General features: G+C 73.5%; 23 protein-coding genes. 12 read left to right on the forward strand and 11 right to left on the reverse strand.

Features of this window, described 5'->3' with window-relative positions:
- Nucleotides 1-72: 72 nt before the first annotated feature.
- On the forward strand, nucleotides 73-1512 hold the full coding sequence (locus tag Sspor_RS31350; RefSeq protein WP_202202098.1) for an alkaline phosphatase PhoX: 1440 nt from the start codon (nucleotides 73-75) through the stop codon (nucleotides 1510-1512).
- 41 nt (nucleotides 1513-1553) lie between these two features.
- On the opposite strand, the gene Sspor_RS31355 is transcribed toward Sspor_RS31350, so the two are convergent.
- The 6 genes from Sspor_RS31355 to Sspor_RS31380 form a co-directional block, all read right to left on the reverse strand.
- The gene (locus Sspor_RS31355; protein WP_202202099.1) at nucleotides 1554-1730 is read right to left on the reverse strand and encodes a hypothetical protein; all 177 of its coding nucleotides are present in this window, start codon (nucleotides 1728-1730) and stop codon (nucleotides 1554-1556) included.
- 102 nt (nucleotides 1731-1832) lie between these two features.
- Nucleotides 1833-3086: a TerD family protein gene (locus Sspor_RS31360; protein ID WP_202202100.1), complete on the reverse strand. Its 1254-nt coding sequence runs from the start codon at nucleotides 3084-3086 to the stop codon at nucleotides 1833-1835.
- 168 nt (nucleotides 3087-3254) lie between these two features.
- Nucleotides 3255-3629, reverse strand: a complete 375-nt coding sequence (locus Sspor_RS31365; protein WP_202202101.1) for a hypothetical protein — start codon at nucleotides 3627-3629, stop codon at nucleotides 3255-3257.
- An 85-nt stretch (nucleotides 3630-3714) separates the two neighbouring features.
- The gene (locus Sspor_RS31370) at nucleotides 3715-4092 is read right to left on the reverse strand and encodes a hypothetical protein (protein WP_202202102.1); all 378 of its coding nucleotides are present in this window, start codon (nucleotides 4090-4092) and stop codon (nucleotides 3715-3717) included.
- A 108-nt stretch (nucleotides 4093-4200) separates the two neighbouring features.
- Complete coding sequence (locus Sspor_RS31375; RefSeq protein ID WP_202202103.1) at nucleotides 4201-4845, reverse strand: sigma factor-like helix-turn-helix DNA-binding protein; 645 nt, start codon at nucleotides 4843-4845, stop codon at nucleotides 4201-4203.
- Nucleotides 4846-5145: 300 nt separating this feature from the next.
- Complete coding sequence (locus Sspor_RS31380) at nucleotides 5146-6669, reverse strand: aldehyde dehydrogenase (NADP(+)) (RefSeq protein WP_202202104.1); 1524 nt, start codon at nucleotides 6667-6669, stop codon at nucleotides 5146-5148.
- Nucleotides 6670-6796: 127 nt separating this feature from the next.
- On the opposite strand from Sspor_RS31380, the gene Sspor_RS31385 reads away from it, so the two are divergent.
- From Sspor_RS31385 to Sspor_RS31430, 10 genes are all read left to right on the forward strand, one after another.
- Nucleotides 6797-7579, forward strand: coding sequence for an IclR family transcriptional regulator (locus Sspor_RS31385; RefSeq protein ID WP_202202105.1), 783 nt, complete (start codon nucleotides 6797-6799; stop codon nucleotides 7577-7579).
- 171 nt (nucleotides 7580-7750) lie between these two features.
- Entirely contained in the window at nucleotides 7751-8743 is a 993-nt protein-coding gene (locus tag Sspor_RS31390) for a hypothetical protein (protein WP_237404113.1), read from the forward strand.
- Nucleotides 8744-8808: 65 nt separating this feature from the next.
- The gene (locus Sspor_RS31395) at nucleotides 8809-10017 is read left to right on the forward strand and encodes a sensor histidine kinase (RefSeq protein ID WP_202203987.1); all 1209 of its coding nucleotides are present in this window, start codon (nucleotides 8809-8811) and stop codon (nucleotides 10015-10017) included.
- Entirely contained in the window at nucleotides 10014-10721 is a 708-nt protein-coding gene (locus Sspor_RS31400; RefSeq protein WP_372499616.1) for a response regulator transcription factor, read from the forward strand. The genes Sspor_RS31395 and Sspor_RS31400 overlap by 4 nt, the downstream gene beginning before the upstream one ends.
- A gap of 62 nt (nucleotides 10722-10783) precedes the next feature.
- On the forward strand, nucleotides 10784-12232 hold the full coding sequence (locus tag Sspor_RS31405; RefSeq protein ID WP_202202106.1) for a peptidoglycan D,D-transpeptidase FtsI family protein: 1449 nt from the start codon (nucleotides 10784-10786) through the stop codon (nucleotides 12230-12232).
- A gap of 63 nt (nucleotides 12233-12295) precedes the next feature.
- Nucleotides 12296-12796 carry a GNAT family N-acetyltransferase gene (locus tag Sspor_RS31410; protein ID WP_202202107.1) on the forward strand — a complete coding sequence of 167 codons (501 nt, stop codon included), beginning with the start codon at nucleotides 12296-12298 and terminating at the stop codon, nucleotides 12794-12796.
- A gap of 65 nt (nucleotides 12797-12861) precedes the next feature.
- Nucleotides 12862-13569 (forward strand): DsbA family oxidoreductase, encoded by a 708-nt coding sequence (locus tag Sspor_RS31415; RefSeq protein ID WP_202202108.1) that lies wholly within the window; start codon nucleotides 12862-12864, stop codon nucleotides 13567-13569.
- A 70-nt stretch (nucleotides 13570-13639) separates the two neighbouring features.
- Nucleotides 13640-14701: an aminotransferase class V-fold PLP-dependent enzyme gene (locus Sspor_RS31420; RefSeq protein WP_202202109.1), complete on the forward strand. Its 1062-nt coding sequence runs from the start codon at nucleotides 13640-13642 to the stop codon at nucleotides 14699-14701.
- A gap of 111 nt (nucleotides 14702-14812) precedes the next feature.
- Entirely contained in the window at nucleotides 14813-15889 is a 1077-nt protein-coding gene (locus Sspor_RS31425; RefSeq protein WP_372499814.1) for an amidohydrolase family protein, read from the forward strand.
- 282 nt (nucleotides 15890-16171) lie between these two features.
- Entirely contained in the window at nucleotides 16172-17113 is a 942-nt protein-coding gene (locus Sspor_RS31430; RefSeq protein WP_202202110.1) for an SCO1860 family LAETG-anchored protein, read from the forward strand.
- 217 nt (nucleotides 17114-17330) lie between these two features.
- On the opposite strand, the gene Sspor_RS31435 is transcribed toward Sspor_RS31430, so the two are convergent.
- A complete protein-coding gene (locus Sspor_RS31435; RefSeq protein ID WP_237404114.1) occupies nucleotides 17331-18572 on the reverse strand; it encodes a CapA family protein in 1242 nt (413 codons plus the stop codon).
- Between the two features lie 191 nt (nucleotides 18573-18763).
- Nucleotides 18764-20185, reverse strand: coding sequence for an Rv2231c family histidinol phosphate aminotransferase CobC (cobC, locus tag Sspor_RS31440; protein WP_237404115.1), 1422 nt, complete (start codon nucleotides 20183-20185; stop codon nucleotides 18764-18766).
- A gap of 143 nt (nucleotides 20186-20328) precedes the next feature.
- Here cobC and Sspor_RS31445 point away from each other — a divergent pair, with 143 nt between their 5' ends.
- Nucleotides 20329-21054, forward strand: coding sequence for a ZIP family metal transporter (locus tag Sspor_RS31445; protein ID WP_202202111.1), 726 nt, complete (start codon nucleotides 20329-20331; stop codon nucleotides 21052-21054).
- Nucleotides 21055-21074: 20 nt separating this feature from the next.
- On the opposite strand, the gene Sspor_RS31450 is transcribed toward Sspor_RS31445, so the two are convergent.
- Genes Sspor_RS31450 through Sspor_RS31460 form a run of 3 tightly spaced genes read right to left on the reverse strand, consistent with a single transcriptional unit; the run spans nucleotide 21075 to nucleotide 25203 of the window.
- Nucleotides 21075-22478 (reverse strand): cobyrinic acid a,c-diamide synthase CobB, encoded by a 1404-nt coding sequence (locus tag Sspor_RS31450; protein ID WP_202202112.1) that lies wholly within the window; start codon nucleotides 22476-22478, stop codon nucleotides 21075-21077.
- Complete coding sequence (cobO, locus tag Sspor_RS31455) at nucleotides 22472-23071, reverse strand: cob(I)yrinic acid a,c-diamide adenosyltransferase (RefSeq protein WP_202202113.1); 600 nt, start codon at nucleotides 23069-23071, stop codon at nucleotides 22472-22474. The genes Sspor_RS31450 and cobO overlap by 7 nt, the downstream gene beginning before the upstream one ends.
- Nucleotides 23071-25203 (reverse strand): putative cobaltochelatase, encoded by a 2133-nt coding sequence (locus Sspor_RS31460; protein ID WP_202202114.1) that lies wholly within the window; start codon nucleotides 25201-25203, stop codon nucleotides 23071-23073. The genes cobO and Sspor_RS31460 overlap by 1 nt, the downstream gene beginning before the upstream one ends.
- Nucleotides 25204-25278 lie beyond the last annotated feature (75 nt).

Genomic DNA, 25278 nt, shown 5'->3' on the forward strand with positions numbered 1-25278 from the left:
CACGTGCGGGCGAGAGCGTGTGCGCCGACGACCGCACGACAGGCGCACCACCTCCCCACCCCTGGAGCCCCGATGCCGCTCAGCCGCAGAGACTTCACCGCTCGTACCGTCATCGCCGGCGCGGGAGTCGCGCTCACCGGGACGGTCGGCGCCCTCGCCACCGCCCCGGGGGCGCTCGCCGCCGAGGACGGCACGGAGCGCGACGAGCACGGACGGCCCTGCGAGCCGGGCTACGGCCCGCTCGTGCCCGACCCGGCGGGACTGCTGGCCCTGCCCGCCGGGTTCACGTACCGCGTCATCACGCACAGCGGGGTCACCAGGCTGGACTCCGGCGAGACCACCCCGTCCAACCACGACGGGACCGCCGCCTTCGAGGGGCACCGCGGCGTCACCCTCCTCGTCAACAACCACGAGCTCAAGGGCAAGCGGGAGAACTGGGCCCACCCCGTCCCGCTCACGGAGGGCCTGGTCTACGACCCGGCCGCGGCCGGCGGGTGCACGGTCGTCGAGGTCCGGCGCGGCGGCGAGATCGCCGAATGGGTGGGTATCGCCGGTACGTCGACCAACTGCGCGGGCGGTGCCACGCCCTGGGACACCTGGCTGACCTGCGAGGAGAACTCGGACCTCGCCGGCAAGAACGGGATGACGAAGGACCACGGCTACGTCTTCGAGGTCGACCCGCACGACCGGCGCGCCAACCGCGACCCGCGGCCGGTCAAGGCCTTCGGGCGCTACGACCACGAGGCCGTGGTCATCGACCCGCGCCAGGGCCACGCCTACCTGACCGAGGACGCCTCCGGCCCCAACGGGCTGCTCTACCGCTGGACCCCGCCCCGCGGCTTCCACCACGGGCGCGGCAGGCTCCGTACGCTGGCGGCCGACGCCGGCGTGCTCCAGGCCGCCAAGTGCATCGACAGCTCCGGCCGGTTCGTCGACGACTTCTCGCGCACCACGAAGACCGGCACCGTGTACGGGGTCGACTGGGTGGACGTGCCCGACCGCGACGCCCGGACCGTACCGGTGCGCAAGCAGTTCGCGGACGGTCAGGTGACGCGCGGGCGCAAGCTGGAGGGCATGTGGTGGGCGGACGGCGGCGCGTACTTCGTCTCGTCCTACGCCCGTGAGGAGAGCCCGGGCCCGGCCCACGACGGCCAGGTCTGGTTCTACGACCCCAAGCGGCGTACGGTCCGGCTCACCGTCCTGATCGGGGTCAACGCGGACCCGTCGGCGGACGGCGGCTACGACGGCCCCGACAACATCACCGTGTCCCCGTACGGCGGCCTGATCATCGCGGAGGACGGCTCGGGGCTGCAGCACCTGTTCGGCGCGACCGCGTCGGGGCGCACCTACCCGCTGGCGCGCAACGAGCTGAACATCGGGTCGGCCGAGGCGCCGGAGTACTCCGAATTCACCGGTGTCTGCTTCGCCCCGGACGGGCGCACGCTGTACGCCAACATCCAGGACCCGGGCATCATGCTGGCCATCACCGGGCCGTGGCGGCGCGCGCACTGACGTCGGCGGCGCCGACGCGCACGCGTCCGACGCGCACGCGCCTACTGGGCCGGGGAAACCTCCGCGCGCGAGGCCTCGGCCCACTCGGCGAGCAGGAACTCATATGCCTCGGAGGGCCACTCGCCGTCCACCCGCGTCTCGACGAGGTGCCGTATCGCCTCGTTCGCCTCGGCGGCGGACGGGCGGGCGGGACCCGCGGGGCTGAGTGTCTTGTACATGCTTCCAAGGCTACGGGCGGGCACTGACAGCCACTTACGGATTACGCGTGGCATCCATCACCCGGGACGCGCACCGGTGGCCGCATATGCCCGCCCACCTGCTCAGAGTGCCTGCGCGGCCGGCTTGACCATGCCGCGCACTGTGCGCGACTTCACAAAGTCGCCCATGGCGGTCATCTCCCACTCGCCGGAGAACTGCTTGATCAGCTTGGCCATCATCACGCCGGTCTGGGGCTCGGCGCCCGTGAGGTCGAAGCGCACCAGCTCCTCGCCGCTCGCCGCGTCGATCAGACGGCAGTAGGCCTTCGCCACCTCGGTGAACTTCTGGCCGGAGAAGGAGTTGACTGTGAAGACCAGACCGGTGGCGTCGGCGGGGATCCGGCCGAGGTCCACGACGATCACCTCGTCGTCGCCCGCGCCCTCGCCGGTGAGGTTGTCGCCGGAGTGCTTGATGGCGCCGCCGAGGATGGACAGCTTGCCGAAGTAGCAGCTGTCGATGTGGTTGCGCTGGGGGCCGTACGCGATGACGGACGCGTCGAGGTCGATGTCCTTGCCGCGGAAGGCGGGCTCCCAGCCCAGACCCATCTTGACCTGGGAGAGCAGCGGGCGGCCGCCCTTGACGAGGGAGACGGTCTGGTTCTTCTGGAGGCTGACCCGGCCCTTGTCGAGGTTGATCTTCCCGCCGCCGGCGGCGGGAACCGGAGCCGGGGGCGCGGGCGGGGCGGGCGGCACGGGCGCGGCGGGTGTGGTGGCGCCGCCGAGCCAGGGGGAGGCCGGGTAGGAGACGGGCGGGGCCGGGGGCGCGGCGGGCGCCGGGGGCGCGGGCGGGGCCACGGCCTGGGGAGCCGCGGGCTCCTCGTCCACGGAGACCCCGAAGTCGGTGGCGATGCCGGCGAGGCCGTTCGCGTACCCCTGGCCGACCGCGCGCACCTTCCACACGCCGCCGCGCAGGTAGATCTCGACGACGACCAGCGCGGTCTCGGTCGCCAGCTGCGGCGGGGTGAACGAGGCGATCACCGCGCCGCCGTCGGCGCTGCGCACGGTGGCGGTGGGCTCGATGCCCTGGAAGTTCTGCCCGGCGGCGTCGGGGCTGGCCGTGACCACGATCCGCTCGATGCCCGGGGGCACGGCGCCGGTGTCCACGGTGATCGAGTCCGGCGTCGAACCGCCGCCGGACCGGTAGCCGACACCGGGCCCGGCGGGCTGGTTGAAGAAGATGAAGTCGGCGTCGGAGCGCACCTTGCCGTCCGCCGTGAGGAGCAGGGCGGACACGTCGAGCCGCACCGGCGCAGCCACGTCGACCGTCACGCGGACGGCATTGAGCGGCAGGTTGGATCCAGGGGTCATAGCGGTCATGCCCGGAGAACGACCGGAGGGGCTTTGCCGTTCCCTTACCCTCGCGATATTTCCGCGCCGCGTTTCCGTTCCGCTTGCGGCGGGCGGGTCCGTACGGCCGAGGGGAGCCCGCCGCCGAAACGGTGGCGGGCCCCTCGTTCGGACGGGGGGGGGGTGACCTGCCGGATATCAGGAACGACGTTCGAAACGGAAGACGGCGGCCGCACCCCAGGCCGTCACCCCGATGGTGAACCAGTCGTCCGTCCGGTCCGAGCCCATGAGGAACGCGATGAAACCGGCGACGAAGGCGATCAGGCCGCACACCCCCAGCGCGATGCCGAGCACGGGGCGGGCGGTACGTGCCAGCTGGCGGCGCAGGACGCGGCGGCGGGCGCGGCGCCGACGGCGCTTGAGCCGGCGGATCTCGGTCTTCTGCCGGGCGACCTCGCCGTTGCGGCAGAGCAGCTCGTGCTCGGCCGCGGCGATCAGGTCGTCCAGAGTGTGCCCCAGGACCGCCGGGGCGTTCGTGTGTTGCGGACCGTACTCATCGGGCATGCTGCTCATGGGATGTCCTTTCACAGGGGTGTCCGTCGGCCCGCTGCTCTCGGTTCGAAGGCCTGGCGAGCAGCGGGCTTCATGCTGCGCGGGGTTACTGCAGCCGTACGGCGCAGACCGCGGTGAGGGCCGCGGCGCCGATCGTGAGCCAGAGCGGGGCTGCGAACGGCCAGCGCGGCAGAGCCGCCCAGATCTGACCGGGGGGGATCAGCTGCCAGCCCCCGTCCGCCCGTGTACGGCGCCCGTGGTTGCGGCGCCCCTGGCTACGGCGTCCGCGCCAGAGCCGCCCTTCGGTCTTGTCGGCCGCGCCCTCCTCAAGCCGGGCGAGACGCCGGGCGGCCTCGGCGTACACGTGGTCGAGCTCTGGTTCGACGTCCCTGACGGTGAGCCGCGCACGAGCCCAGGCGTGCAGCGCCCGGAGGTGCCGGCCGTACCAATTCTCGAAGCCGAGGTTTTCGCCCTCGTTCGTCATGTGCATCCTCTTTCCAACTTGGCTCTCACTGGCCGGGTAGTGGGCGGGGCCGTCGCCTGGTTGCAGCCGTACGACGGCCCCGCCCGCGTATGTGCGGGACTGCCGTGGTCACTCGTCGCTTTCGATGTAGCCGGCCTTCTCGCCGAAGGGGCGGAGGGCCTCCTTCAGGCTGGGGAACTTCTCCTCGGCGCGTTTGACGGCCGTACGCACCGTCCGGCGGGACACCCCGAGCCGTTTGGCGATCTTCGCGTCGCTGAGCAGGGCGCCCTCCTCGCTGAAACGCAGTTCGAGGACGGCGCGCTGACGGCCTTTGAACTGCTTGCGGAAGAGGTTCCAGAACGCGTTGAGCTCGTCCGGCGCGAACCGGAAGTCGTCCTTGTCCTCGTCCTCGTCCCGGTTCTCGGTTTCCGGTGGCTCGTCGTCGGGGCCGCCGGGGTCGACGAGGTGGTCGAAGTACGTCGTGGGGTACGCGTTCCTGCGGTCGCGGTTCTCCTTCCGGTTCAGGATCTTGATCTGGTTGAAGATCTCGTCGGTGAGGAGGTCCGTCACCTCCTCCAGTCCGGGATTCCTGTCGGCCTGGTCGAGCCGTACGAGCAGGCAGATGGCCGCCTCGCTCATGACCTGGATCTTGCTGTCGCCCGAGAGGGCGCGGAAGTCAGGGCTGACCAGTGCCCTCGACTCTGCGGCCCGGTACGCCTCGCGAAGGGTCTCGCGCGGCGGAGGCCCGCATCGCTGGGCAGGAATCTCGGTCACCGGTTGCCTCCACGCACTTGCCGACTCGGGGGTGGGACCGCCTGAAGGTGGTCCTACCCCTTGCGGAGATCGGCGGCAAAGTAGCCCGAGGCATCCATGTGGGTGCAGGTGACGGAGCGCCACACGGGGAGGGGGTGTCGCATACGGAAGGCGGCCGCCCTCCCGGGGTCGGGAAGGCGGCCGCTCGGGTCGCATGGTGGGCCGGGGCTGAGGAGCCGGGCCCCTTCTGCGGTGCCGGTGGTGGCGCCGGTGGTGGTTGCGGTGGTCGTACCGGCTGCCGGAGCGCGGCGCGTGTTCCGCTCAGCCCCCGGTGACCTGGCGCGGCAGCTTCAGCGGGTTGGCCTCGCGCAGCTCCGCCGGAAGGAGCGCGTCCGGCACGGACTGGTAGGCCACCGGCCGCAGCCAGCGCTCGATCGCGGTGCCGCCCACCGAGGTGGAGTGCGAGGTGGCCGCCGGGTAGGGGCCGCCGTGGTGCTGGGCCGGGGCCACCGCGACCCCGGTCGGCCAGCCGTTGACGACGATCCGCCCCGCCAGCCCGGTGACCTGCCCGATCAGCTCGGCGGCCGGGCCCGGCGCGCCTTCGGTCTCGGCGGCCGACAGCTGGAGGGTTGCGCTCAGGTTCCCGCCGAGGAGCCCGAGCACCGCGCCCGCCTCGCCCTGGTCGGCGTACCGCACGACGACGGTGACCGGACCGAAGCACTCCTCCAGGAGAACCTCGTACGCGCCTCCCTCCAGGAGGTGCTCGGCCCGTACGGTCAGGTAGCCCGCCCCGACGGTGTGTTCGCCGCCGGAACCGGGGGTCACGGGTGCGTCGACGCCGGGCAGCGCGGCCCGTTCGCGTACCCCGGCGACGAAGTTCTCCCGCATCCGGTGGTCGAGCAGCACCCCGGGCTCGGTCTCCCCGAGGGCCTTGGTGAGCTCGCCGGTCACCCGGTCGCCGTCCGCGCCCTCGGGGACCAGGACCAGGCCGGGCTTCACGCAGAACTGGCCGACGCCGAGGGTGACGGAGCCCGCGAGCCCGGTGCCGATCTCCTCGGCGCGTTCGGCCGCGGCCGCCGGCGTGACCACGACGGGGTTGAGGGAGCCCAGTTCGCCGTGAAAGGGAATGGGTACGGGCCGGGCGGCGGCCGCGTCGAACAGAGCCCGCCCGCCCCGGATGGAACCGGTGAATCCGGCGGCCGCCACCAGGGGGTGGCGGATCAGCTCCAGGCCCGCGTCGAACCCGTGGATCACGCTCACCACCTCGGCCGGGAGCCCGGTCAGGACCGCGGCGCGGCGCAGCAGCGAGGCGCACAGCTCGGAGGTGGCGGGGTGGTCGGGGTGCGCCTTGACGACCACCGGGCAGCCGGCGGCGAGCGCGCTCGCGGTGTCCCCGCCGGGGACGGAGAAGGCGAGCGGGAAGTTGGAGGCGGCGTAGACCGCCACCACGCCCAGCGGGACCTTGTAGCGGCGCAGTTCGGGGCGCGGCGGGCTGAGGGAGGGGTCGGCGCGGTCGATCCGGATGTCGAGGTAGGCCCCGGCGTCCACGGCGTCGGCGAAGGCGCGCAGCTGGCCGGTGGTGCGGGCCAGTTCGCCGGTGAGCCGGCCCGGGCCGAGCGCGGTCTCGGCGTCGGCGGCCTCGATCACATGGGCCGCGGCCTCGTCGAGCAGTGCGGCGGCGGCGCGTAGGAAGGCGGCGCGCACGGTGGCGTCGGCGAGCGGGCCACGGGCGGCGTGGGCGGCCCGTACGGCTTCGTCCACCTCGCGGGGTGTGGCCTCCACCGCAACCTGTTCGCGCTGCTTCCCGGTGCGGGGGTCCACACTCCAGACTGGTGTCGTTGTCATGGCCCACTGCCTCCTGGATCGTTCAGTATTCTGAACGCGGTTCCGGTGGATGAATGATCACATCTGTCGTGGACTCTATTTCCGCGTCCTCGGCGTGACAAGAGGCGATCAGAGGGGAAGCAGGCGTATGACGACGACCGAGTCGGGGATCCCTGCCCAGGCGGCGCCCGTCAAATCGGCGGTGCGGACCGTCCTGCTGCTGGAGCACTTCGCGGCGCGCCCGGGGCTGCACAGCCTGGCCGACATCCAGAACGACCTCTCCCTGCCCAAGTCCAGCCTCTACATGCTGCTGCGGACCCTGGTGAACCTGGGGTGGGTGGAGACGGACGCGACGGGCACCCGGTACGGCATCGGCGTACGGGCCCTGCTGGTCGGCAGTTCGTACATCGACGGCGACGAGGTGGTCGCGGCCGCCCGGCCCACGCTGGACCGGCTCTCCGACGACACGACGGAGACCATCCACCTGGCCCGGCTGGACGGCACGAGCGTGGTCTACCTCGCCACCCGGCAGTCCCAGCACTACCTGCGCCCCTTCACCCGGGTCGGGCGGCGGCTGCCCGTGCACTCGACGGCGCTGGGCAAGGCCCTGCTGGCCACGCACACGGACCAGGAGGTACGGGGGCTGCTGCCGCGGCGGCTGGAGGCGGTCACCGAGCACACGGTCACCGACCGGGAGCAGCTGATCGAGGAGCTGGCGCTGGTGCGGGAGCAGGGGTACGCGGTGGACCGGGAGGAGAACACGCTCGGGCTGCGCTGCTTCGGGGTGGCCGTGCCGTACCGGACGCCGGCCCGGGACGCGGTGAGCTGCTCGGTGCCGGTGGCCCGGCTGACGGGGGAGCACGAGCAGGTCATCAAGGCGGCGCTGTTCGAGGCGAGGGACCGGCTGTCGGTGGTGACGCGGCGCATGTGACGGGGCGCGGGGTGACGGGCCGCGGGGCGACGGGCCGCGGGGCGACGGGCCGCGGGGCGCGAGGCGCAGGGCCGCAGGCGCCGGGGCGGGCATGGTTCCTCCCCCACGTGGGGGAGACGGTTCCCCTTCAAGGGGGAGGTGGCGGGGCCGCGCAGCCGCGACCGTTGAGTCATGAACACGCGCGAGAGGCACCCGAGTGACCTGACGGACGTGAAGCGGCCGTCGCCCTCCCGCCCGGGGACCGGGCGACGGATCCTGCGGGCGGTGGCCCTGGCCGCCACCGTGCCGTATCTGGGGCTCAAGACGGTCTGGGTGTGCGGGAGTCACCTCGGGATACCCGAGGGCAGCGTGCTGCGGGAGCCGGGCCCGTTCCTCATCGCGGCCAATTCCGTCACGCTGGCCATGGACGCCTGCGTGATCCTGCTCGTGCTGGTGCTCACCAGGCCGTGGGGCATACGGGTACCGGGCCCGCTGCTGACCGTCCCGGTGTTCGTGGCCTCCGGGCTGCTGACCCCGATCCTGCTCGGCTTCCCGGGCCAACTCCTCGTACGGACACTCGGCTTCGGGACGGAACCCGCCGCGGGGGCGGCGCGGGAGCCCTTCCTGGACCCCTGGGTGTTCCACGTCGTCTACACCGGATTCACGGTCCAAGGACTCGCCCTGGCCGCTCTGTTCGTGCCCTATGCGCGCAAGCGCTGGGGGCAGGCATGGCGGGGGGTGACGGGCGAGCGGCTGCCGTCGTCCACGGGGGTGGTGGCGGCAGCCGCGGCGGCCGTCGGCCTGACGGTGGCGGGGGTGCTGGCGTACTGGGCCTGCGGCGGCCCCGCCGGCCTGGGCGCGGAGCGGGCGGCCGCGTACTGCGCCGACACGGCCGTGGTGTCCGCGGTCCACGCGGTGTGCGCGCTCGCCGCCGGAGCGGGGGCCCTGCTCCTGGCCCGTGGCGGGACGCTCCGGGCGCGGTGGCCGCTCGCTCTCGCCTGGATCGGCGCGGCGGCGACGCTCAGCTGGGGGGCCTGGATGATGATCGCCTCGCTGGGACCACAGCTGGACGGCGGCGAAGGCCCCACCGCCCCCACGCTGTTGATCTACGCTGGCCAGATGATCACCGGATTGCTCACCGGTACCGTCCTCATACGGTTCCTGACCACCCGCCGCCCGGGGTGAACCGGCCGCTGGGCGCGCGGGACCGGTGGCGCTGGGTGCACCTGATCCTCGGCGGCGCCCTGCTGATGCCGTACTTCCTGCTCACGCAGGTGGTGGTCGGCGTCGTCGCGGGCGGGGTCAACGCACTCAACTCCGGCTCGCTGACCCTCGTCGCCTATGCCGCCTCCCTGCCCCTCGTCGCCGTCACGGGGATGTTCGGTCTGGTCCGGCCGATGTCGGTGACCGCCGCACGAGCCATGTGCGAGGTGCCGGGGGAGCGGCTGGCCGACGGTCCGGCGAAGTCCTGGGCCGCACGGGGGCGGGCCTCGGCCTGGTGGACCCTGCACCTGGGGATCGGCGCGCTGATCAGCGGAATGACCCTCGCGGTACCGCCGATGGCGGTCATGCTGATCGCGGCGCCGGTCGTGGGGCGGATGAGGGACGTCCAGTTGACCTACGGCTGGTTCGCAACGGACGCCGGCCCGTACATCGCCCCCCTGGTCGGGATCGGGCTGCTGGCCGGGCTCACCCTGTGCGCGGTCGGGGCCGGGAAGCTGCTGGCCGGGACCGCGCCCGTACTGCTCGGGCCCACGGCCGCGGACCGGCTGGCCGCGGCCGAGGAGCGGGCCGCCGACCTGGCCGTGCGCAACCGGCTGGCCCGGGAGCTGCACGACGCCGTCGGGCACGCGCTGAGCGCCGTCACCCTCCAGGCGGCCGCCGCCCGGCGGATGCTGGAGCGCGACCCCGCCTTCGTACGGGAGGCGCTGACCGCGATCGAGGACACCACGCGGCGGACGGTGGGCGAGCTCGACGCCGTACTGGGCCTGCTGCGGGACGGGGACCCGGCCCGGCCGGACGCCGCGCCCGCACCCACCCTCGCCGCCGACCTCGGCGGGCTGCTGGCCCGTACCCGGGCCGCCGGAACCACCGTCACCGCACACCAGGACCCCGGACCCGCGGGGGACTGGGACGCCCTCCCGGCGATCGCCTCCCGCGAGGCGTACCGGATCGTCCAGGAGGGCCTCACCAACGCCCTGCGCCACGGCGCCGGCCCGGTGGATCTGCGGATCCGCGTACAGGCAGGCCCCGGCACCGCACACCGTGAACTGGAGATCACCATGACCAATCCGCCGGCGGCTCCCGCCGAGGACCGGGAGACCCGCACCACCGGGGGCCGCGGACTGCGCGGCTGCGCGGAACGGGCCGCGCTGCTCGGCGGCAGCGTCGAGGCCGGCCCGCACGGGGACCGGTGGCGGCTGCGGGCCGTCCTCCCGCTCGCCGGGGAGGACCTGTGACCGCGCCCGCGCCGACCCCTCCTCCCGCGCCCGCCCCCGCGCCGCGGCCGCCGCTGCGCATCGTGCTCTGCGATGACGAGCGGATGGTCCGCACCGCGCTGCGGGTCATCCTGGAGGCCGAGGCCGACATGGAGGTCGTCGGCGAGGCGGCCACCGGGGCCGAGGCGGTTCCACTGGTCCGCTCACTGGCTCCCGACGTGGTGCTCATGGACGTCCGGATGCCCGAGATCGACGGGATCCGGGCCACCGGGCAGATCCTCGCCACCATGGCCGAACCGCCCCGGATCGTGGTCGTCACCACCTTCGAGAACGACGCGTACGTCTATGACGCGCTGCGCGCGGGAGCCGTCGGCTTCCTCCTCAAGCGGGCCGACCCCGACGAGCTGATCGGCGCGGTCCGGCTCGTTGCCCGCGGCGACTCGCTGCTCTTCCCGGCCGCCGTCCGCTCCCTCGCCGCGGCCCACACGGCGGGCGCTCCGCCCGCCGCGGCGGCCTGGGTGGCCCGGCTCACCGAGCGCGAGGCCGACGTACTGCGACTGATGGCCACCGGGCTGTCCAACCACGAGATGAGCGAGCGCCTCGGCGTCGGACCGCAGACCGTCAAGACGCACGTCGCGGCGGTCCTCACCAAGACCGGCTCCCGCGACCGCACCCAGGCGGTCATCGCGGCCTACGAGGGGGGCTTCATCATGAAGAAAGGCTGAGAACCCCGCCACAATCGGGGCAGAGCGGAACGGCTGGGAGTCCTGGGACGTCTTTCCGGGGGATGAACAAGACGATCAGGCGTGCGTCGGTCTTCTGTCTGCTTCTGGTGCTGGCCCTGTTGGTCCGCGTCACCTGGGTGCAGGCGTACCAAGGCCAGGCCCTCGCAGACGACAAGCACAACCGCCGGAATCTCATCGGGCAGTACGAGAACCCGCTGGGCAACATCATCGTGGGCGGGGAGGCGATCACCGGCTCGGAGAAGACGGGCGGCAAGGACTTCGGCTACAAGCGGACCTACGTCGACGGCCCCCTCTACGCACCGATCACGGGCTACAGCTCCCAGGCCTACGGCACCACCCTGCTGGAGGGCATCTACAAGAACGTCCTCAACGGCTCCGACAGCCGACTGCGGACGATGATGGACATGCTCACCAACAAGCGGGCCTCCCCCGGGAACGTCCTGACCACCATCGACAAGGACGTCCAGAAGGCCACCTACGACGCGCTCCAGGGCAAGCAGGGCGCGGCCGTGGCCCTGGACCCGAAGACCGGCGCGATCCTCGCCGTCGTGAACAACCCCTCCTTCGACCCGGGCAGCATCGCCGGCGCCAACGACAAGAAGGCCTGGGACGCGCTCTCCGCGGACAAGGGCAAGGCCATGGAGAACGTGGCGCTGCGCAAGCCCCAGGCGCCCGGCTCCACGTTCAAGCTGGTCACCCTCGCCGCGGCGATCGAGAACGGACTCGTCACCGACATCGACCGGCAGACCGGGATCGCCGACCCGTACACGATCCCCGGCACCCGCACCCCGCTGCCCAGCGAGGCGGGCTCCGCGGCCTGCAACAACGTCTCGGTGCGCACCGCCCTGCGGCTGTCCTGCAACAACGTCTTCGCCGAGCTCGCCTCCAAGCTGGGCCAGGACAAGATGCGGGCGACGGCCGAGAAGCTCGGCTTCAACGTGCAGATCGACACCCCGGTCCGCACCAACCCGCCCAGCAAGTACCCGTCGAAGAAGATGTCGATCGACCAGGTCGCGCAGACCGGTATCGGCCAGTTCGACGTACAGGCCACCCCGCTCCAGATGGCGATGGTGACGGCGGCCATCGAGAACGACGGCAAGCTCGTCGCCCCGCACATGGTCTCCGAGGTCACCGACGCGGGCGGCAACGTGCTGGAGAGCTTCAAGGACCCGAAGTCCCAGCAGGTCATGGACGAGAAGACCGCCTCGATGATCCGCGACGCCATGCGTACGGTCGCCACCGAGGGCGGCGGCAAGCCGGCCCAGGTGTCCGGCGCCGAGGTCGGCGGCAAGACCGGGACCGCCCAGCGCGGTGTCAACAACAGCCTCGCTCCGCTGGCCTGGTTCACGTCCTACGGGAAGTCGAACGGCAAGCAGATCGCCGTGGCCGTGGTGATCGAGAACTCCGACACCGACCGCTCCGAGATCGGCGGCGGGAAGCTGGCCGCCCCGATCGCCCAGAAGATGATGGCGGCGTGGCTGAAGAATTAGCCACGGAAGCCGTGCGGCCGACGCGCCGGGAACCGTCGAGGCGCCCGGCGCGTTCCCAGTCCCATGATCAGAGCCGCGCAGCCCGCCGACCTCCCCGCGATCGCCGCCCTGCACACCCGGGCCCGCGCCACCTACTACCAGGGCCACATCCCCGAGCAGGCCTACCTGGGCGACGCCGAGCTCCATCGGACCCGCGAGGGCTGGTCGCGGGCCATCGCCCGGGACGCCGCCGAGGGCGAGGTGCTCTGCGCCGAGCAGGACGGTGAGCTCACCGGGGTCGCCGCGTTCCGTACGCGGGACGGGGAGACCACCCTCACCCAGCTCCACGTCGACCCCGTCCACTGGCGCCGCGGCACCGGGGCCGCCCTGCACGCCGCCTGCCTGGACGCCTGGCGGCGGGCCGGAATCCGCCGGGTCCGCCTGGAGGTCTACGAGCACAACCTCCGCGCCCAGGCCTTCTACGCCACCCAGGGCTGGCTCGCGGACCCGTCGGCCCCCCGCTCCGGCACCCACCGCACGCTGTGGCTGCAGGTCGGCCGGGTTCCGGCCCCGTCCGGGGAATGAGACGGGCCGGTGAATGGTTGAACTGCAAACCGTTTCACCCCCCGAACCCGGAGAGAAAAAGGATCATGCGCGTCGAAATCTGGAGCGACATCGCCTGTCCCTGGTGCTACATCGGCAAGGCCCGTTTCACCAAGGGGCTGGCCGAGTTCGCGCACCGCGACGAGGTGGAGGTCGTCTTCCGGTCCTTCGAGCTCGACCCGGGCGGGGCGAAGGGCGTCACCGCTCCCGTCGTGGAGATGCTCGCCAAGAAGTACGGCCGCACCCTCGACGAGGCGCGCGGCATGGAGGAGCACGTCGCCGCCAGCGCCCGCGCGGAAGGACTCACGTACCGCACCGAGGGCCGCGACCACGGCAACACCTTCGACATCCACCGGCTGCTGCACCTGGCCGCCGCCCGCGGCCGGCAGGAGGAGCTGCTCGACCTCGCCTACCTGGCCAACTTCGGCGAGGAGCGCTCCGTCTTCGACCCCGAGGTGCTGATCGCGCTCGCCGTCGAGGCCGGACTGGACGAGGCCGAGGCCCGCGCCGTCCTCGCCGACGGAGCCGCCTACGCCGACGAGGTCCGCGCCGACGAGCGCGAGGCCGCCGAGCTGGGCGCGAACGCCGTGCCGTTCTTCGTCCTCGACCGCCGCTACGGGATCTCCGGCGGGCAGCCGGCCGAGGTGTTCACCCGGGCCCTGGAGCAGGCGTGGGCCGGGCGTGAGGTCGAGGAACCGGCCGGGACCGCCGAGGCCTGCGAGCCCGACGGCGCCTGCGCGGTCCCTCGGGCATAAGGGCTACCCGGGGTGGGTCCGGGGAACCCGGCCATGGATTTCGGGTCGTTCCTGGAGCAGAGTTGGAGACATGGATCTTCCGCTCCCCGAAGCGACCCGAGCCGAGTTCGCCCACTCCACCACCTACCTCAACACGGCCAAGTGCGGGGTCGTCCCCCGTTCCGCCGTCGCGGCCGTACGGGAACTGGCCGAGGCGGCGGGGGCCGGGCTCCCCACCGGCTTCGGCGACTTCGCCCGCGTCAACGGGGCCCGGGCGGCCTTCGCACGCCTGGTCGGGGTGGACACCGACCGGGTGTCCGTCGGCTCGGCCGTCTCCACCCACGTCGGCCTCGTCGCCGCCTCGCTCCCGTCCGGCGCCGAAGTGCTGTGCCCCGAGGGCGATTTCTCCTCCGTGATCAACCCGTTCGTGGCGCGCGGCGACCTCAAGGTGCGCTTCGCCCCGCTCGAATCCGTCGCCGAGGCCGTCGGCCCCGACACCGCCCTGGTCTCGCTGAGCGCCGTGCAGTCCGCGGACGGACGCAAGGCCGACCTGGCGGCGGTACGCGCCGCGACCACCGCCCACGGGGCCAGGATGCTCGTGGACGCGACCCAGGCGGCCGGCTGGCTCCCCTTCGACGCCTCGCCCTACGAGTACACGGTCGCCGCCGGCTTCAAATGGCTCCTCGGCGTGCGCGGAGCCTCGTACCTGACCGTGTCACGGGAGGCCCAGGACACGCTGACCGCGCTGCACGCCGGGTGGGTGCCGGCGGTGGCCGAGGGGGACCCCACCTACGGGCCGATGACGGAACTCGCCCACGGAGCGTGGAGGTTCGACGAGTCCCCGGCCTTCCTGGCCTACCACGCGTCCGCGCCCGCACTGGCCCTGCTGGAGCAGATCGGCATCGAGGCCGTGCACGCCCACGACACCGCCCTGGCCGCCCGATACCGGGCCGGGATCGCCCGCCTGGGCCACGAGCCCGTCCCCGGCGACTCCGCCATCGTCTCCGTGCCGGGCCTCGCCGACCGGCAGCCCGCCCTGGAGGCGGCCGGGATCGCCACGTCGGCCCGTGCGGGCCTGCTGCGGGCCTCGTTCCACCTGTACAACACGGAGGCGGACGTGGACCGGCTCCTGGACGTACTCTCCGCCTCCTGAAGCGGCGGGGCCCGTGCGTACAGTGCGGCCATGAGCGATGTGACGGGTGTGAGCGATGCGGGCGATGCGGGCGACGTGAGCGAGGTGCGCGGAGTGGGCGAGGTGGGTGAGGTGCTGCACGTGAAGGGGCGCGTGCTCGTCGGGCCCGACGAGGTGCGCGACGAGCTCTGGGTGGTCGGCGGGCGGATCTCCTACGAGCGTCCGCGCGGCGCCCGCGAGGTCACCACGGTGACCGGCTGGACCCTGCCCGGACTGGTCGACGCGCACTGCCACGTGGGCCTGGACGCCCACGGGCCGGTCGACGCCGAGACCGCCGAACGCCAGGCGCTCACCGACCGCGACGCCGGCACCCTCCTCATCCGCGACGCCGGATCGCCCTCCGACACCCGCTGGATCGACGACCGCGAGGACCTGCCGAAGATCATCCGGGCCGGCCGGCACATCGCCCGCACCCGCCGGTACATCCGCAACTACGCCCACGAGATCGAGCCCGCCGACCTCGTCGAGTACGTCGGCCGGGAGGCGCTGCGCGGCGACGGCTGGGTCAAGCTCGTCGGCGACTGGATCGACCGCGAGGTCGGTGACCTCGCCGCCTGCTGGCCGCGCGCCGAGGTCGAGGCGGCCATCGCCGAGGCGCACCGGCTGGGCGCCCGCGTCACGGCGCACTGCTTCGCCGAGGACTCGCTGCGCGACCTGGTCGAGGCGGGCATCGACTGCGTCGAACACGCCACCGGCCTCACCGAGGACACCATCCCGCTGTTCGCGGAGCGCGGGGTCGCGATCGTCCCGACGCTCGTGAACATCGCGACCTTCCCGAAGATGGCGGCCGGCGGCGAGGCGAAGTTCCCGGACTGGTCGGCGCACATGCGCCGGCTCCACGAACGGCGCTACGACACCGTCCGTGCCGCCTACGACGCGGGCATCGAGGTCTTCGTCGGCACCGACGCCGGCGGCTCCCTGCCGCACGGCCTGGTCGCGGCGGAGGTCGCGGAACTGGTCAAGGCCGGCATCCCGCCGGTCGAGGCCCTCTCCGCGACGGCCTGGGCGGCCCGCGAGTGGCTCGGCAGGCCGGGGCTGACCGAGGGGGCGCCCGCGGACCTCGTGGTGTACGCCGCCGACCCGCGGGCCGACGTACGGGTCCTGGCGCAGCCGCTGCGGGTCGTCGTGAACGGCACGGTGCGGGCCTGAGCGGGCGCGGGCGCCCGGTTGACGTCGCGTGACATCGGTGGCCCGTCGGTCGTTGAAGACGACCGCGCGGGCCGGGTGTCCGTGAAAGGAGAGAACTCGCGTTCTTCATGAGGTGAAGTGATTCGAATATGCGCCCGGAAACCACCCTTTAGGGTGAAGTGGCTTCAGGTTGACCCCCGTTCACCCACAGTGCGTAAAGATTCCGGGGTCGAGTCCGTCGGCGCCCGCGATGTCCCCCATCGGCGGCGCGACGGCACCCAACTCCCCGGGGGTTCTTCCACCGTGAACAGCCATACCTTCCGCATGCCCGCGGCCGTCCTCGTCGCCACGGGAGCGGTGGCCCTGCTCACCGCTCCGCCCGCCTTCGCCACGGGAGGGGGCGGGGCCGGGGGAGAGGGCAAGGCCGGTGCCGTCGTCCTGCGCGCCGGACTGGACGTGGGCCTGCTGAACGCCGTGCACGTCCCGCTGAAGACGACCCTCAACGAGGTCAGTGCCCCGGCGACGGCCGAGAAGACCGCGCTGGACGTCACCCTCGACGGGGTCGAGGGGAACAAGCCGGTCAGCGTGCTGCACGCCGCGGTGGCCACCTCCAAGGCGACCGCCGACAAGACCCGGGCCGCGGCGGAGGCGAACCTCGCCAAGGCCACCGTCCACGTGCCCGGGCTGCCGCTGCTCTCCCTGATCGAGGTGGAGAAGGCCACCTCCAAGGTCGTGTGCGAGGCGGGCAAGAAGCCCCAGGCCAACGCGAACGTCCTCGGGAAGGTGACGGCGCTCGGCAGAAAGGTCACCCTGTCGGCCGGTGGTCCCACCAAGGTCGACGTCCCCGGCGTGGGTCAGATCGAACTGGAGCTGTCCGGTACGGAGACCACCTCCACCACGGCGGCCGCGGCCGCGCTCCGCCTGAAGGTGGCGGTGAACCCGCTCAACCTGAACGTGGCGAAGGTCGACGGCGAGATCGTGCTCGCCGAGGCGCACTGCGAGTCCCCGGCGGGCGCGGCGTCGGCCTCGACCCCGCCCGCCGACCCGGAGATCAAGCCCCAGACGGCGACGGGCACGGGCACGGTGACCGGTTCGGGCCCCGCCACGTCCGGTGGCACCACCGGTACCAACCTCGCCGAGACCGGCGGCGGTTCACTGACTCCCTACGTTGCGGGCGGGGCCCTGACCCTGCTCGCCATCGGCGGGGGCGCGCTCCTCATCACCCGGCGGGGCAGGACCTCGTAGGGCGACAGGGAGCTCCGGGCCGCCGCCCGGCGCGCCCGCCCCGAGGAGCGCACGGAGGGGGGTGCTCGACGGGTGACGGGCGGGGAGGGGCGGCGTGCCCGGCGACTCGTGGGCGACGGCCCATGAGCCGACGGGCCACGGTGGCCGGGGAGCCCCGTGGCCGACGGGTTCGGCGGGTGACGGGCCCGGCGGTGGGGTTGCTCGGCCGGTGACGGGTTCAGCGGGTGGCGTGCTCCAGGCCCTGCCCGCCCGCGCCGCGTGACATCACGGCCTCGGTGACCTGCTGGTCGATCCGCGCGTACTCGCTGCGCTTCGCCGCCGGAAGCGAGGTGTCCGAGGCCGCGCAGGAGGCGCAGACGACGCGGAAGGGCGGTCCCATGTCCGAGTACTGCGTGAGGTATTCGGCCTTCACCACCTCCCAGCGGCCGGGACGGCCCGCCGCCGGGGAGAAGGTGAAGCGGGGGACCGACGACTGGTTGCCGCGCAGTTTGTCGGCCGGTACGAAGCTGGCGACCTGGTCGCCCATCCCGAAGACCACCCAGGTGCCGTTGATCTTCTCGTAGGGCTGGGGCACGTGGTTGTGCGTGCCGATGATCAGATCGATGTCGGGGAGGCCGTCGGACGAGCGGGAGGCGGTCAGCGCCTGCGCCAGCGTCTTCTGCTGCTCGTCGGGCGCCGTCTGCCACTCGGTACCCCAGTGGACGCTGACCACGACCACGTTCGCGCCCCCCGCCCGGGCGGTCCGGGCGTCGGCGATGATCCGGTCCCTGTCGATCAGGTTGACGGCCCACGGCTTGTCCTGGGGAAGCGGGATGCCGTTCGTGCCGTACGTGTAGGAGAGCTGGGCGACCTTCGCCCCGCCCGCCGCGAGCAGCGCCGGGGCCTTGGCCTCCTCCGCGCTGCGGGCCGAGCCGACATGCGGGACACCGACCCGGTCGAGGTGTTCCAGGGTGCGGGCGAGGCCCTCGTAGCCGTCGTCCAGGGTGTGGTTCGACGCGGTGGAACAGCTGTCGTACCCGGCGTCCTTGAGGGCGTCCGCCAGCTGGTGCGGGGCCTTGAAGGTGGGATACCCGGTGTAGGGGCCGCCGGGGCGCCCGTACGGTATCTCGTGGTGGCATATCGCCAGATCGGCGGCGGAGACCAGGGGTTTGACCCCGGCGAGTATCTTTCGGAAGTCGTACTCCCCGGCCTTGCCCGCGTCGTCCGCCGAGCGCTGGACGATCGACGGGTACGGGATGATGTCGCCGGTCGCCACCAGCGTGAACGGTCTCCCGGCCGCGGCCGGGGCCGCGGCGGTGGCCTCGGGCGCGTCCGCCTCGCCCTGCCCGGGCTCCTTGCCGAGCCGCTGCTCCGTGGCGGGCGCCGATCCGTCGCCGAACAGCTGCGGCGCGGCGTAGATCCCGCCGCCCACGACCGCCAGCGCGGCCAGCGCCGCGGCCATCTTCGCGGATGCCTTCATTCCGGACCCCCCGATGTCATGCGCTGATGCGGGGAATCCTCACCCGGCCCCGCCCCCGCGGCCATCGTATTGCGCCATATGGGTGAGCGGGTCGTCGACGCTCGGTGAGGAGCGCAGGTCAGGCGAGTCCCGTGGAGGGCTGGAGGCTCAGCTCACGCTCAGCCCACGCTCAGCTCGCCCTGGCCGCCCGCTCAGCGCGCGGCCAGGGCGAGGGCGTGGTCCAGGGCCTGGAGCAGCCGCCCCGTCGTCGCCCGGTCGCGCACCGCCAGCCGCAGCCAGGAGTGGTCCAGCCCCGGGAAGGTGTCCCCGCGGCGGACGGCGAAGCCCAGGGCGCGCAGCCGGGTGCGGACCTCGGCCCCGCCCGCCACCCGGATCAGGACGAACGGCCCCTCCGCCACCCCGGCGACCGTCACCTCCTCGAACTCCGCGAGCCCGGCCAGCAGGTGCGCCCGGTCCACCGCGATCCGCCGGGCCGCCTCCTCCGCCTCCGCCAGCGCCGCCGGAGCCACACAGGCCTCGGCCGCCACCAGCGCCGGGGTCGACACCGGCCACAACGGTTGCGCGGCCGCCAGTGCGGCGATCACCTCGGGCTCGGCCAGCACGTAGCCGATCCGCAGCCCCGCCAGCCCCCAGGTCTTGGTCAGGCTCCGCAGCACCACGAGCCCGGGCAGGTCCATCCGTCCGGCCAGGGCTTCCCGCTCGCCCGGGACCGCGTCCATGAACGCCTCGTCCACCACCAGGATCCGGCCCGGCCGGGCCAGCGCGGAGAGGGTTTCCGCCGGGTGCAGCACGGACGTCGGGTTGGTCGGATTGCCGATCACCACCAGGTCCGCGTCTTCGGGCACGGCCGCCGGGTCCAGCGTGAAACCGTCCGCCGCCCGCAGCACCACGCGCTCGACCCGGTGCCCCGCGTCCCGCAGGGCCGCCTCCGGCTCGGTGAACTGCGGATGCACCACGACCGGCCGTACGGCTCCCAGCGCCCGGGCGATCAGGACGAACGCCTCCGCCGCCCCGGCCGTCAGCAGCACCCGCTCGACCGGCAGCCCGTGCCGAGCCGCTACCGCCGCGCGGGCGGCCCGCCCGTCGGGATATGCGGCGAGATCCCCGAGGGAGGCGGCGATCCGCTGCTTGAGCCAGTCCGGGGGTGTGTCCGCACGTACGTTGACCGCCAGGTCCACCAGCGCGGATCCCGCGTCGATCACCTCCGCGTCCCCGTGGTGGCGCAGGTCGTGCGCGTGCGCCGTGGCCACCGCGCAGGTCGCCGCCATCGACCGCCGCTTGGGCACGAGCAGTTCCCCGCCGCCCGCGAGGGCCGCCGCCTCCGCGACCGAGGGGGTTCCGGCGGCGGTGCGCGCCGCCTCCGACGGGTGCGGCACCGTGATGGCGGCCAGCCGTTCGGCGGGGTAGCTCACCAGGGGTACGCCGAAACGTTCCGCCGCACCCGTGAGACCGGCCTCGCCCGCCTTCGAGTCCACCGTGGCCAGCGCCTTCACCGCCCCCACGGACAGCCCGGCCCCCCGCAGCGTCTCCTCGACCAGGGCACAGACCTCCGCGACGGAAACCCCCGCGCGCCCGCCGACCCCGACCACCACCTGCGTCGTGTACTCGCCCACCGGGGGTCCTCCCTCCGTAGTCACCTTCACCGTCAACGCCACCGGCCCCTCACCTGCCCCGGTCGGCCCGTCGTCAACAGTCCGCCGCCCGCCACCCGCGCGCGGACGTGCGCGCGGGGCGAGGAGTCTGTATTCAGGGGCGCATGGCCGTGATCGTGGCGTTGGGCGCGTTCCTGATGACCCTGGCGGGCGGATGGGCGGCGCAGCGCGTCACCGACCGCCGCCACCTCGTGCTGGGCCTGGCCGGCGGGCTGATGCTCGGCGTCGTGGGCCTCGACCTGCTCCCGGAGGCCCTCCACGCGGCGGGCGACGAGGTGTTCGGCGTCCCGCTCGCCCTGCTGCTCTTCGTGGGCGGATTCCTGGTCGCGCACGTCGTGGAACGGCTGCTGGCGGTCCGCCAGGCCGCGCACGGCGCCGAGGACGGGACCCGCGTCCCCCAGGTCGGGCTCACCGCGGCCGCGGCCATGGTCGGCCACAGCCTCGCCGACGGAGTGGCCCTGGGCGCGGCCTTCCAGGTCGGCGGGGGGATGGGGGTGGCCGTGGCGCTGGCCGTCATCACCCACGACTTCGCCGACGGGTTCAACACGTACACGCTCACCAGGCTCTACGGGAACGACCGCCGCAAGGCCCTGCTGATGCTCTTCGCGGACGCCGTCGCCCCGGTCGTCGGCGCGGCGTCCACTTTGCTGTTCACCCTTCCGGAGGAACCTCTCGGCGCGTACCTCGGCTTCTTCGGAGGCGTCCTGCTCTACCTCGCGGCCGCCGAGATCCTGCCCGAGGCCCACCACAAGCACCCCGCCCTGTCCACGCTGATGTGCACGGTGGGCGGGGTCGCCGGGATCTGGCTGGTGGTGGGCATCGCGGACTGAGCGCCGGCCGGGCACGGAGATCACCGCCGGGCTGCCGCGGCTTCCGTGAAACGGCGGGCCACGGACGGCTCGGCCGCCCAGTGCGTGTGCAGGTAACTGGCGTGCACACCCTGCTGTACGAAGCCCTCGACCCGGCGTTCCGGGTGCGTGAACCCCCAGGCCGGGGCCGCGCCGGCGCCCGGCTCGATCACCGTCCGGTGGAACTCGTGCCCGCGCAGCCGGGTCCCCGCCGGCGCGAGCGCGCTGTCGGACACCGCCACCGCCTCGCGGTAGCCGAGGGTGAGGCGGTCCGACATCCGCGCGTCGGCGTCGAGCACCCCGCACATGGGCTTCCCGTCCAGCGAGCGCCCGAGGTAGAGCAGCCCGGCGCACTCGGCGGCGACCGGACCGCCGGCCGCGGCGAAGGCGGCGACGGCCGCCCGCAGAGGTTCGTTGGCGGACAGCTCGGGTGCGTACATCTCCGGGAAGCCGCCGCCGATCACCAGACCGCCGGTGCCGTCGGGGAGCGCCTCGTCCCGGAGGGGGTCGAAGGTGACGACCTCCGCGCCGGCCGCTCGCAGCAGCTCCGTGTGCTCGGCGTACGAGAACGTGAAGGCCGCCCCGCCCGCCACGGCGACGACGGGCCGTCCCTGCGGCGTGGCGGAGCCAGGCGCGGAGGCCGTCGCGGAGGCCGTCAGGGACCGTTCGGGCGACCAGGCTTCGCAGTCCAGCGGCGGGGCCGTGCGGGCGAGCGCCATGAGGGCGTCCAGGTCACAGCCCGCCCGGACCTGCGCGGCCAGCGCCTCCACCGAGGCCAGCGCGTCGGCGTGCCGCTCGGCCACCGGGACCAGCCCCAGGTGGCGCGAGGGAGTGGCCACCTGCGGAGCCCGCCGCAGGACACCGAGGACCGGCATCCCCGCCTCCTCCAGGGCCTCCCGCAGCATCACCTCGTGCCGGTCGGAGCCGACCTTGTTCAGGATCACGCCCCCCAGCCGTACTTGCGGGTCGAAGGAGGCGAAGCCGTGCACCAGCGCCGCCACCGACCGCGACTGCGAGGAGGCGTCGACCACCAGCACCACCGGCGCCCGCAGCAACTTCGCGACCTGCGCCGTCGACGCCAGCTCGCCCCGGCCCGCGGCGCCGTCGTAGAGCCCCATGACGCCCTCGACCACGGCCAGGTCGCACCCGGCCGCCCCGTGCGCGAACAGCGGAGCGACCAGGTCCGGCCCGCACATGAAGGCATCGAGGTTGCGCCCCGGCCGGCCGGTGGCCAGCGCGTGGTAGCCGGGGTCGATGTAGTCGGGCCCGGCCTTGTGCGGGGACACGGCGAGGCCGCGCTCCGAGAAGGCCGCCATCAGGCCCGTGGCCACGGTGGTCTTGCCGCTGCCGGACGACGGCGCGGCGATGACCAGACGGGGCACGTTGAACCGGTCGGACGTCACCACTCGATGCCCTTCTGACCCTTCTGTCCCGTGTCCATCGGGTGCTTGACCTTGGTCATCTCGGTGACGAGGTCCGCGAACTCCACCAGCTTCTCCGGCGCGTTGCGGCCCGTGATCACCACGTGCTGTGTGCCGGGACGGGCCCGCAGCACCTCGATGACCTCGTCGACGTCGATCCAGCCCCAGTGCATCGGGTAGGCGAACTCGTCGAGCACGTACAGCTTGTGCGTCTCGGCGGCCAGATCGCGCTTGACCTGCTCCCAGCCTTCCTTGGCCGCCTGCTCGTTGTCCAGCTGCGCGTCCCGCTGGACCCAGGACCAGCCCTCGCCCATCTTGTGCCAGACGACGGAACCGCCCTCACCGGAGGCGCCGAGCACCTTGAGCGCGTTCTCCTCGCCGACCTTCCACTTCGCCGACTTGACGAACTGGAACACCCCGATCGGCCAGCCCTGGTTCCAGGCGCGCAGCGCCAGCCCGAAGGCCGCCGTCGACTTGCCCTTGCCGGGGCCGGTGTGGACGAAGACCAGCGGGCGGTTGCGGCGCTGGCGCGTGGTGAGCCCGTCGTCCGGAACGACGGACGGCTGTCCCTGAGGCATTACGCGGCCCTCCTGTTGCTGCTGTTGGGTGAAGCGGTGGCTGCCACCGCGGTACGTACGTTCTTCACGAGCCCGGCCAGCGAGTCGGCCCGCAGCCCGTCGAGCGTGACGGCGGGCCCGCCGAGGTCACGGGCCAGTACCCCGGCCAGCCCCAGCCGGACCGGCCCGGACTCGCAGTCCACGACCACGGAGGCGACGCCCCCGGCCTGCAGCAGCCGCGCGCTGTGCCCGGCGAGCTCCCGCGGGCTGCTGTCGGTACGGCCCCCGGCGTTCCCGGCCGAGGTGGCCCGCCCGTCGGTGACGACCACGAGCAGCGGCCGGCGCGAGGGGTCCCGGAGCCGCTCGATCCGCAGCACCTCGTGGGCCTTCAGCAGCCCGGCGGCCAGCGGAGTGCGGCCGCCCGTGGGCAGCTGCTCCAGCCGGGCCGCCGCCGCGTCCACCGAGGAGGTCGGCGGCAGGGCCAGTTCGGCCGTGGCCCCCCGGAAGGTGATCAGGCCGACCTTGTCCCGGCGCTGGTAGGCGTCCAGGAGCAGCGAGAGCACGGCGCCCTTGACGGCGCTCATGCGCTGCCGGGCGGCCATGGAGCCGGAGGCGTCGACGACGAAGAGGACGAGGTTGCCCTCGCGGCCCTCGCGGGTGGCCTGGCGCAGGTCGTCCTTGCGGATCACGAGGCCGCGCCCGGCGCGGCCGCGCGCCTTCTGGTGCGGGGCGGCGGCCTGGATGGTGGCGGCCAGGTGCAGTTTCGTCAGGTGCCCGCGCGGGCGCTGGGCGCCGGTGGTGCGGCCGTGGGCGGTGCGGGCGCGGGACCGGCGTCCGGACGCGCCCTCGCCGAGGCCGGGCACGCTGAGCATCTTGGTCCGGAACGGCTCGGCGGCGCGTACCGCGGCCTGTTCGGGCCCGGCGTTCTCCTGTACGGAGGGCTGCGGGGACTCGGGGGCCTCAGCGGGAGCCTCGCCGGTCTCGGGGGCCTCCGGGGTATCGGCCGAGGCCTGGTCCTCGGGTCCGCCGCCCTGCGGGGGCAGGCCGCCACCGCCGTCGGGACCGCCGTCGTCGGGGCCGCCGTCGGGGCCGCCGTCCTCGGGGCCCTCCGGATCCGGCTCGGGCTCGGGCTCCGGCTCCTCGTCGGGGAACTCGTCCAGGATCCGGTCGAGCATGTCCTCGTCCAGCCCCGGCGCGTCGAAGGGGTTGCGGCGCCGCCGGTGGGGGAGCGCCAGCAGGGCGGCCTGCCGGACGTCTTCCTTCCGTACGTCGGTCCGCCCGGCCCAGGCGGCCAGCGCGGTCGCGGTCCGGGCCATCACGATGTCGGCCCGCATCCCGTCGACCTCGAACCCGGCACAGGTCGCCGCGATCTGCAGCAGTGCGGTGTCGCCGAGCGTGACCTTCGGGAGCAGTGCCCGCGCGGCCACCACGCGTGCGCGGACCTCGTGCTCGTCACCGGCCCAGCGGGTCGCGAAGCCCGCGGGGTCGTCCTCGTAGGCGAGCCGGCGGCGGACCACCTCGACGCGCTGGGCGGGCTCGCGGGAGGCGGCCACCTCGACGGTGAGCCCGAACCGGTCGAGGAGCTGCGGGCGGAGCTCGCCCTCCTCGGGGTTCATGGTGCCGACGAGCAGGAAGCGGGCGGCGTGCCGGACGGAGACGCCCTCGCGCTCCACGTACGAGGCGCCCATCGCGGCGGCGTCCAGCAGCAGGTCGATCAGGTGGTCGTGCAGGAGGTTGACCTCGTCGACGTACAGGATCCCGCGGTGCGCGTCGGCGAGCAGGCCGGGCTCGAAGGCCTTCACGCCCTCGGCGAGGGCCCGTTCGATGTCGAGGGCGCCGACGAGCCGGTCCTCGGAGGCACCGACGGGCAGCTCCACCATGCGGGCGGGCCGCACGCCGCCGGGTCCGGGCTCGTGCGGGCCGTCCGGGCAGACCGGGTCCGGCGCGGTGGGCGCGCAGCTGAACCGGCAGCCCGACACGACGTCCACCTGCGGCAGCAGCGCGGACAGCGCGCGGACGGCGGTGGACTTGGCGGTGCCCTTCTCACCGCGCACGAGCACCCCGCCGACCGCCGGGCTCACGGCGTTGAGCAGGAGCGCCAGCCGCAGGTCGGTCTGGCCGACCACTGCGGTGAACGGATACGGGGTGCTCATGTGTTGCTCACTCCTTGGAAGGCGCGGACCGTTGCCGTGTGCGGTGCTGCTGCTGGGGCTCCGCCCCAGACCCCG

This window comes from Streptomyces spororaveus (assembly GCF_016755875.1).
In the GTDB taxonomy this organism is placed as follows: Bacteria; Actinomycetota; Actinomycetes; order Streptomycetales; family Streptomycetaceae; genus Streptomyces; species Streptomyces spororaveus.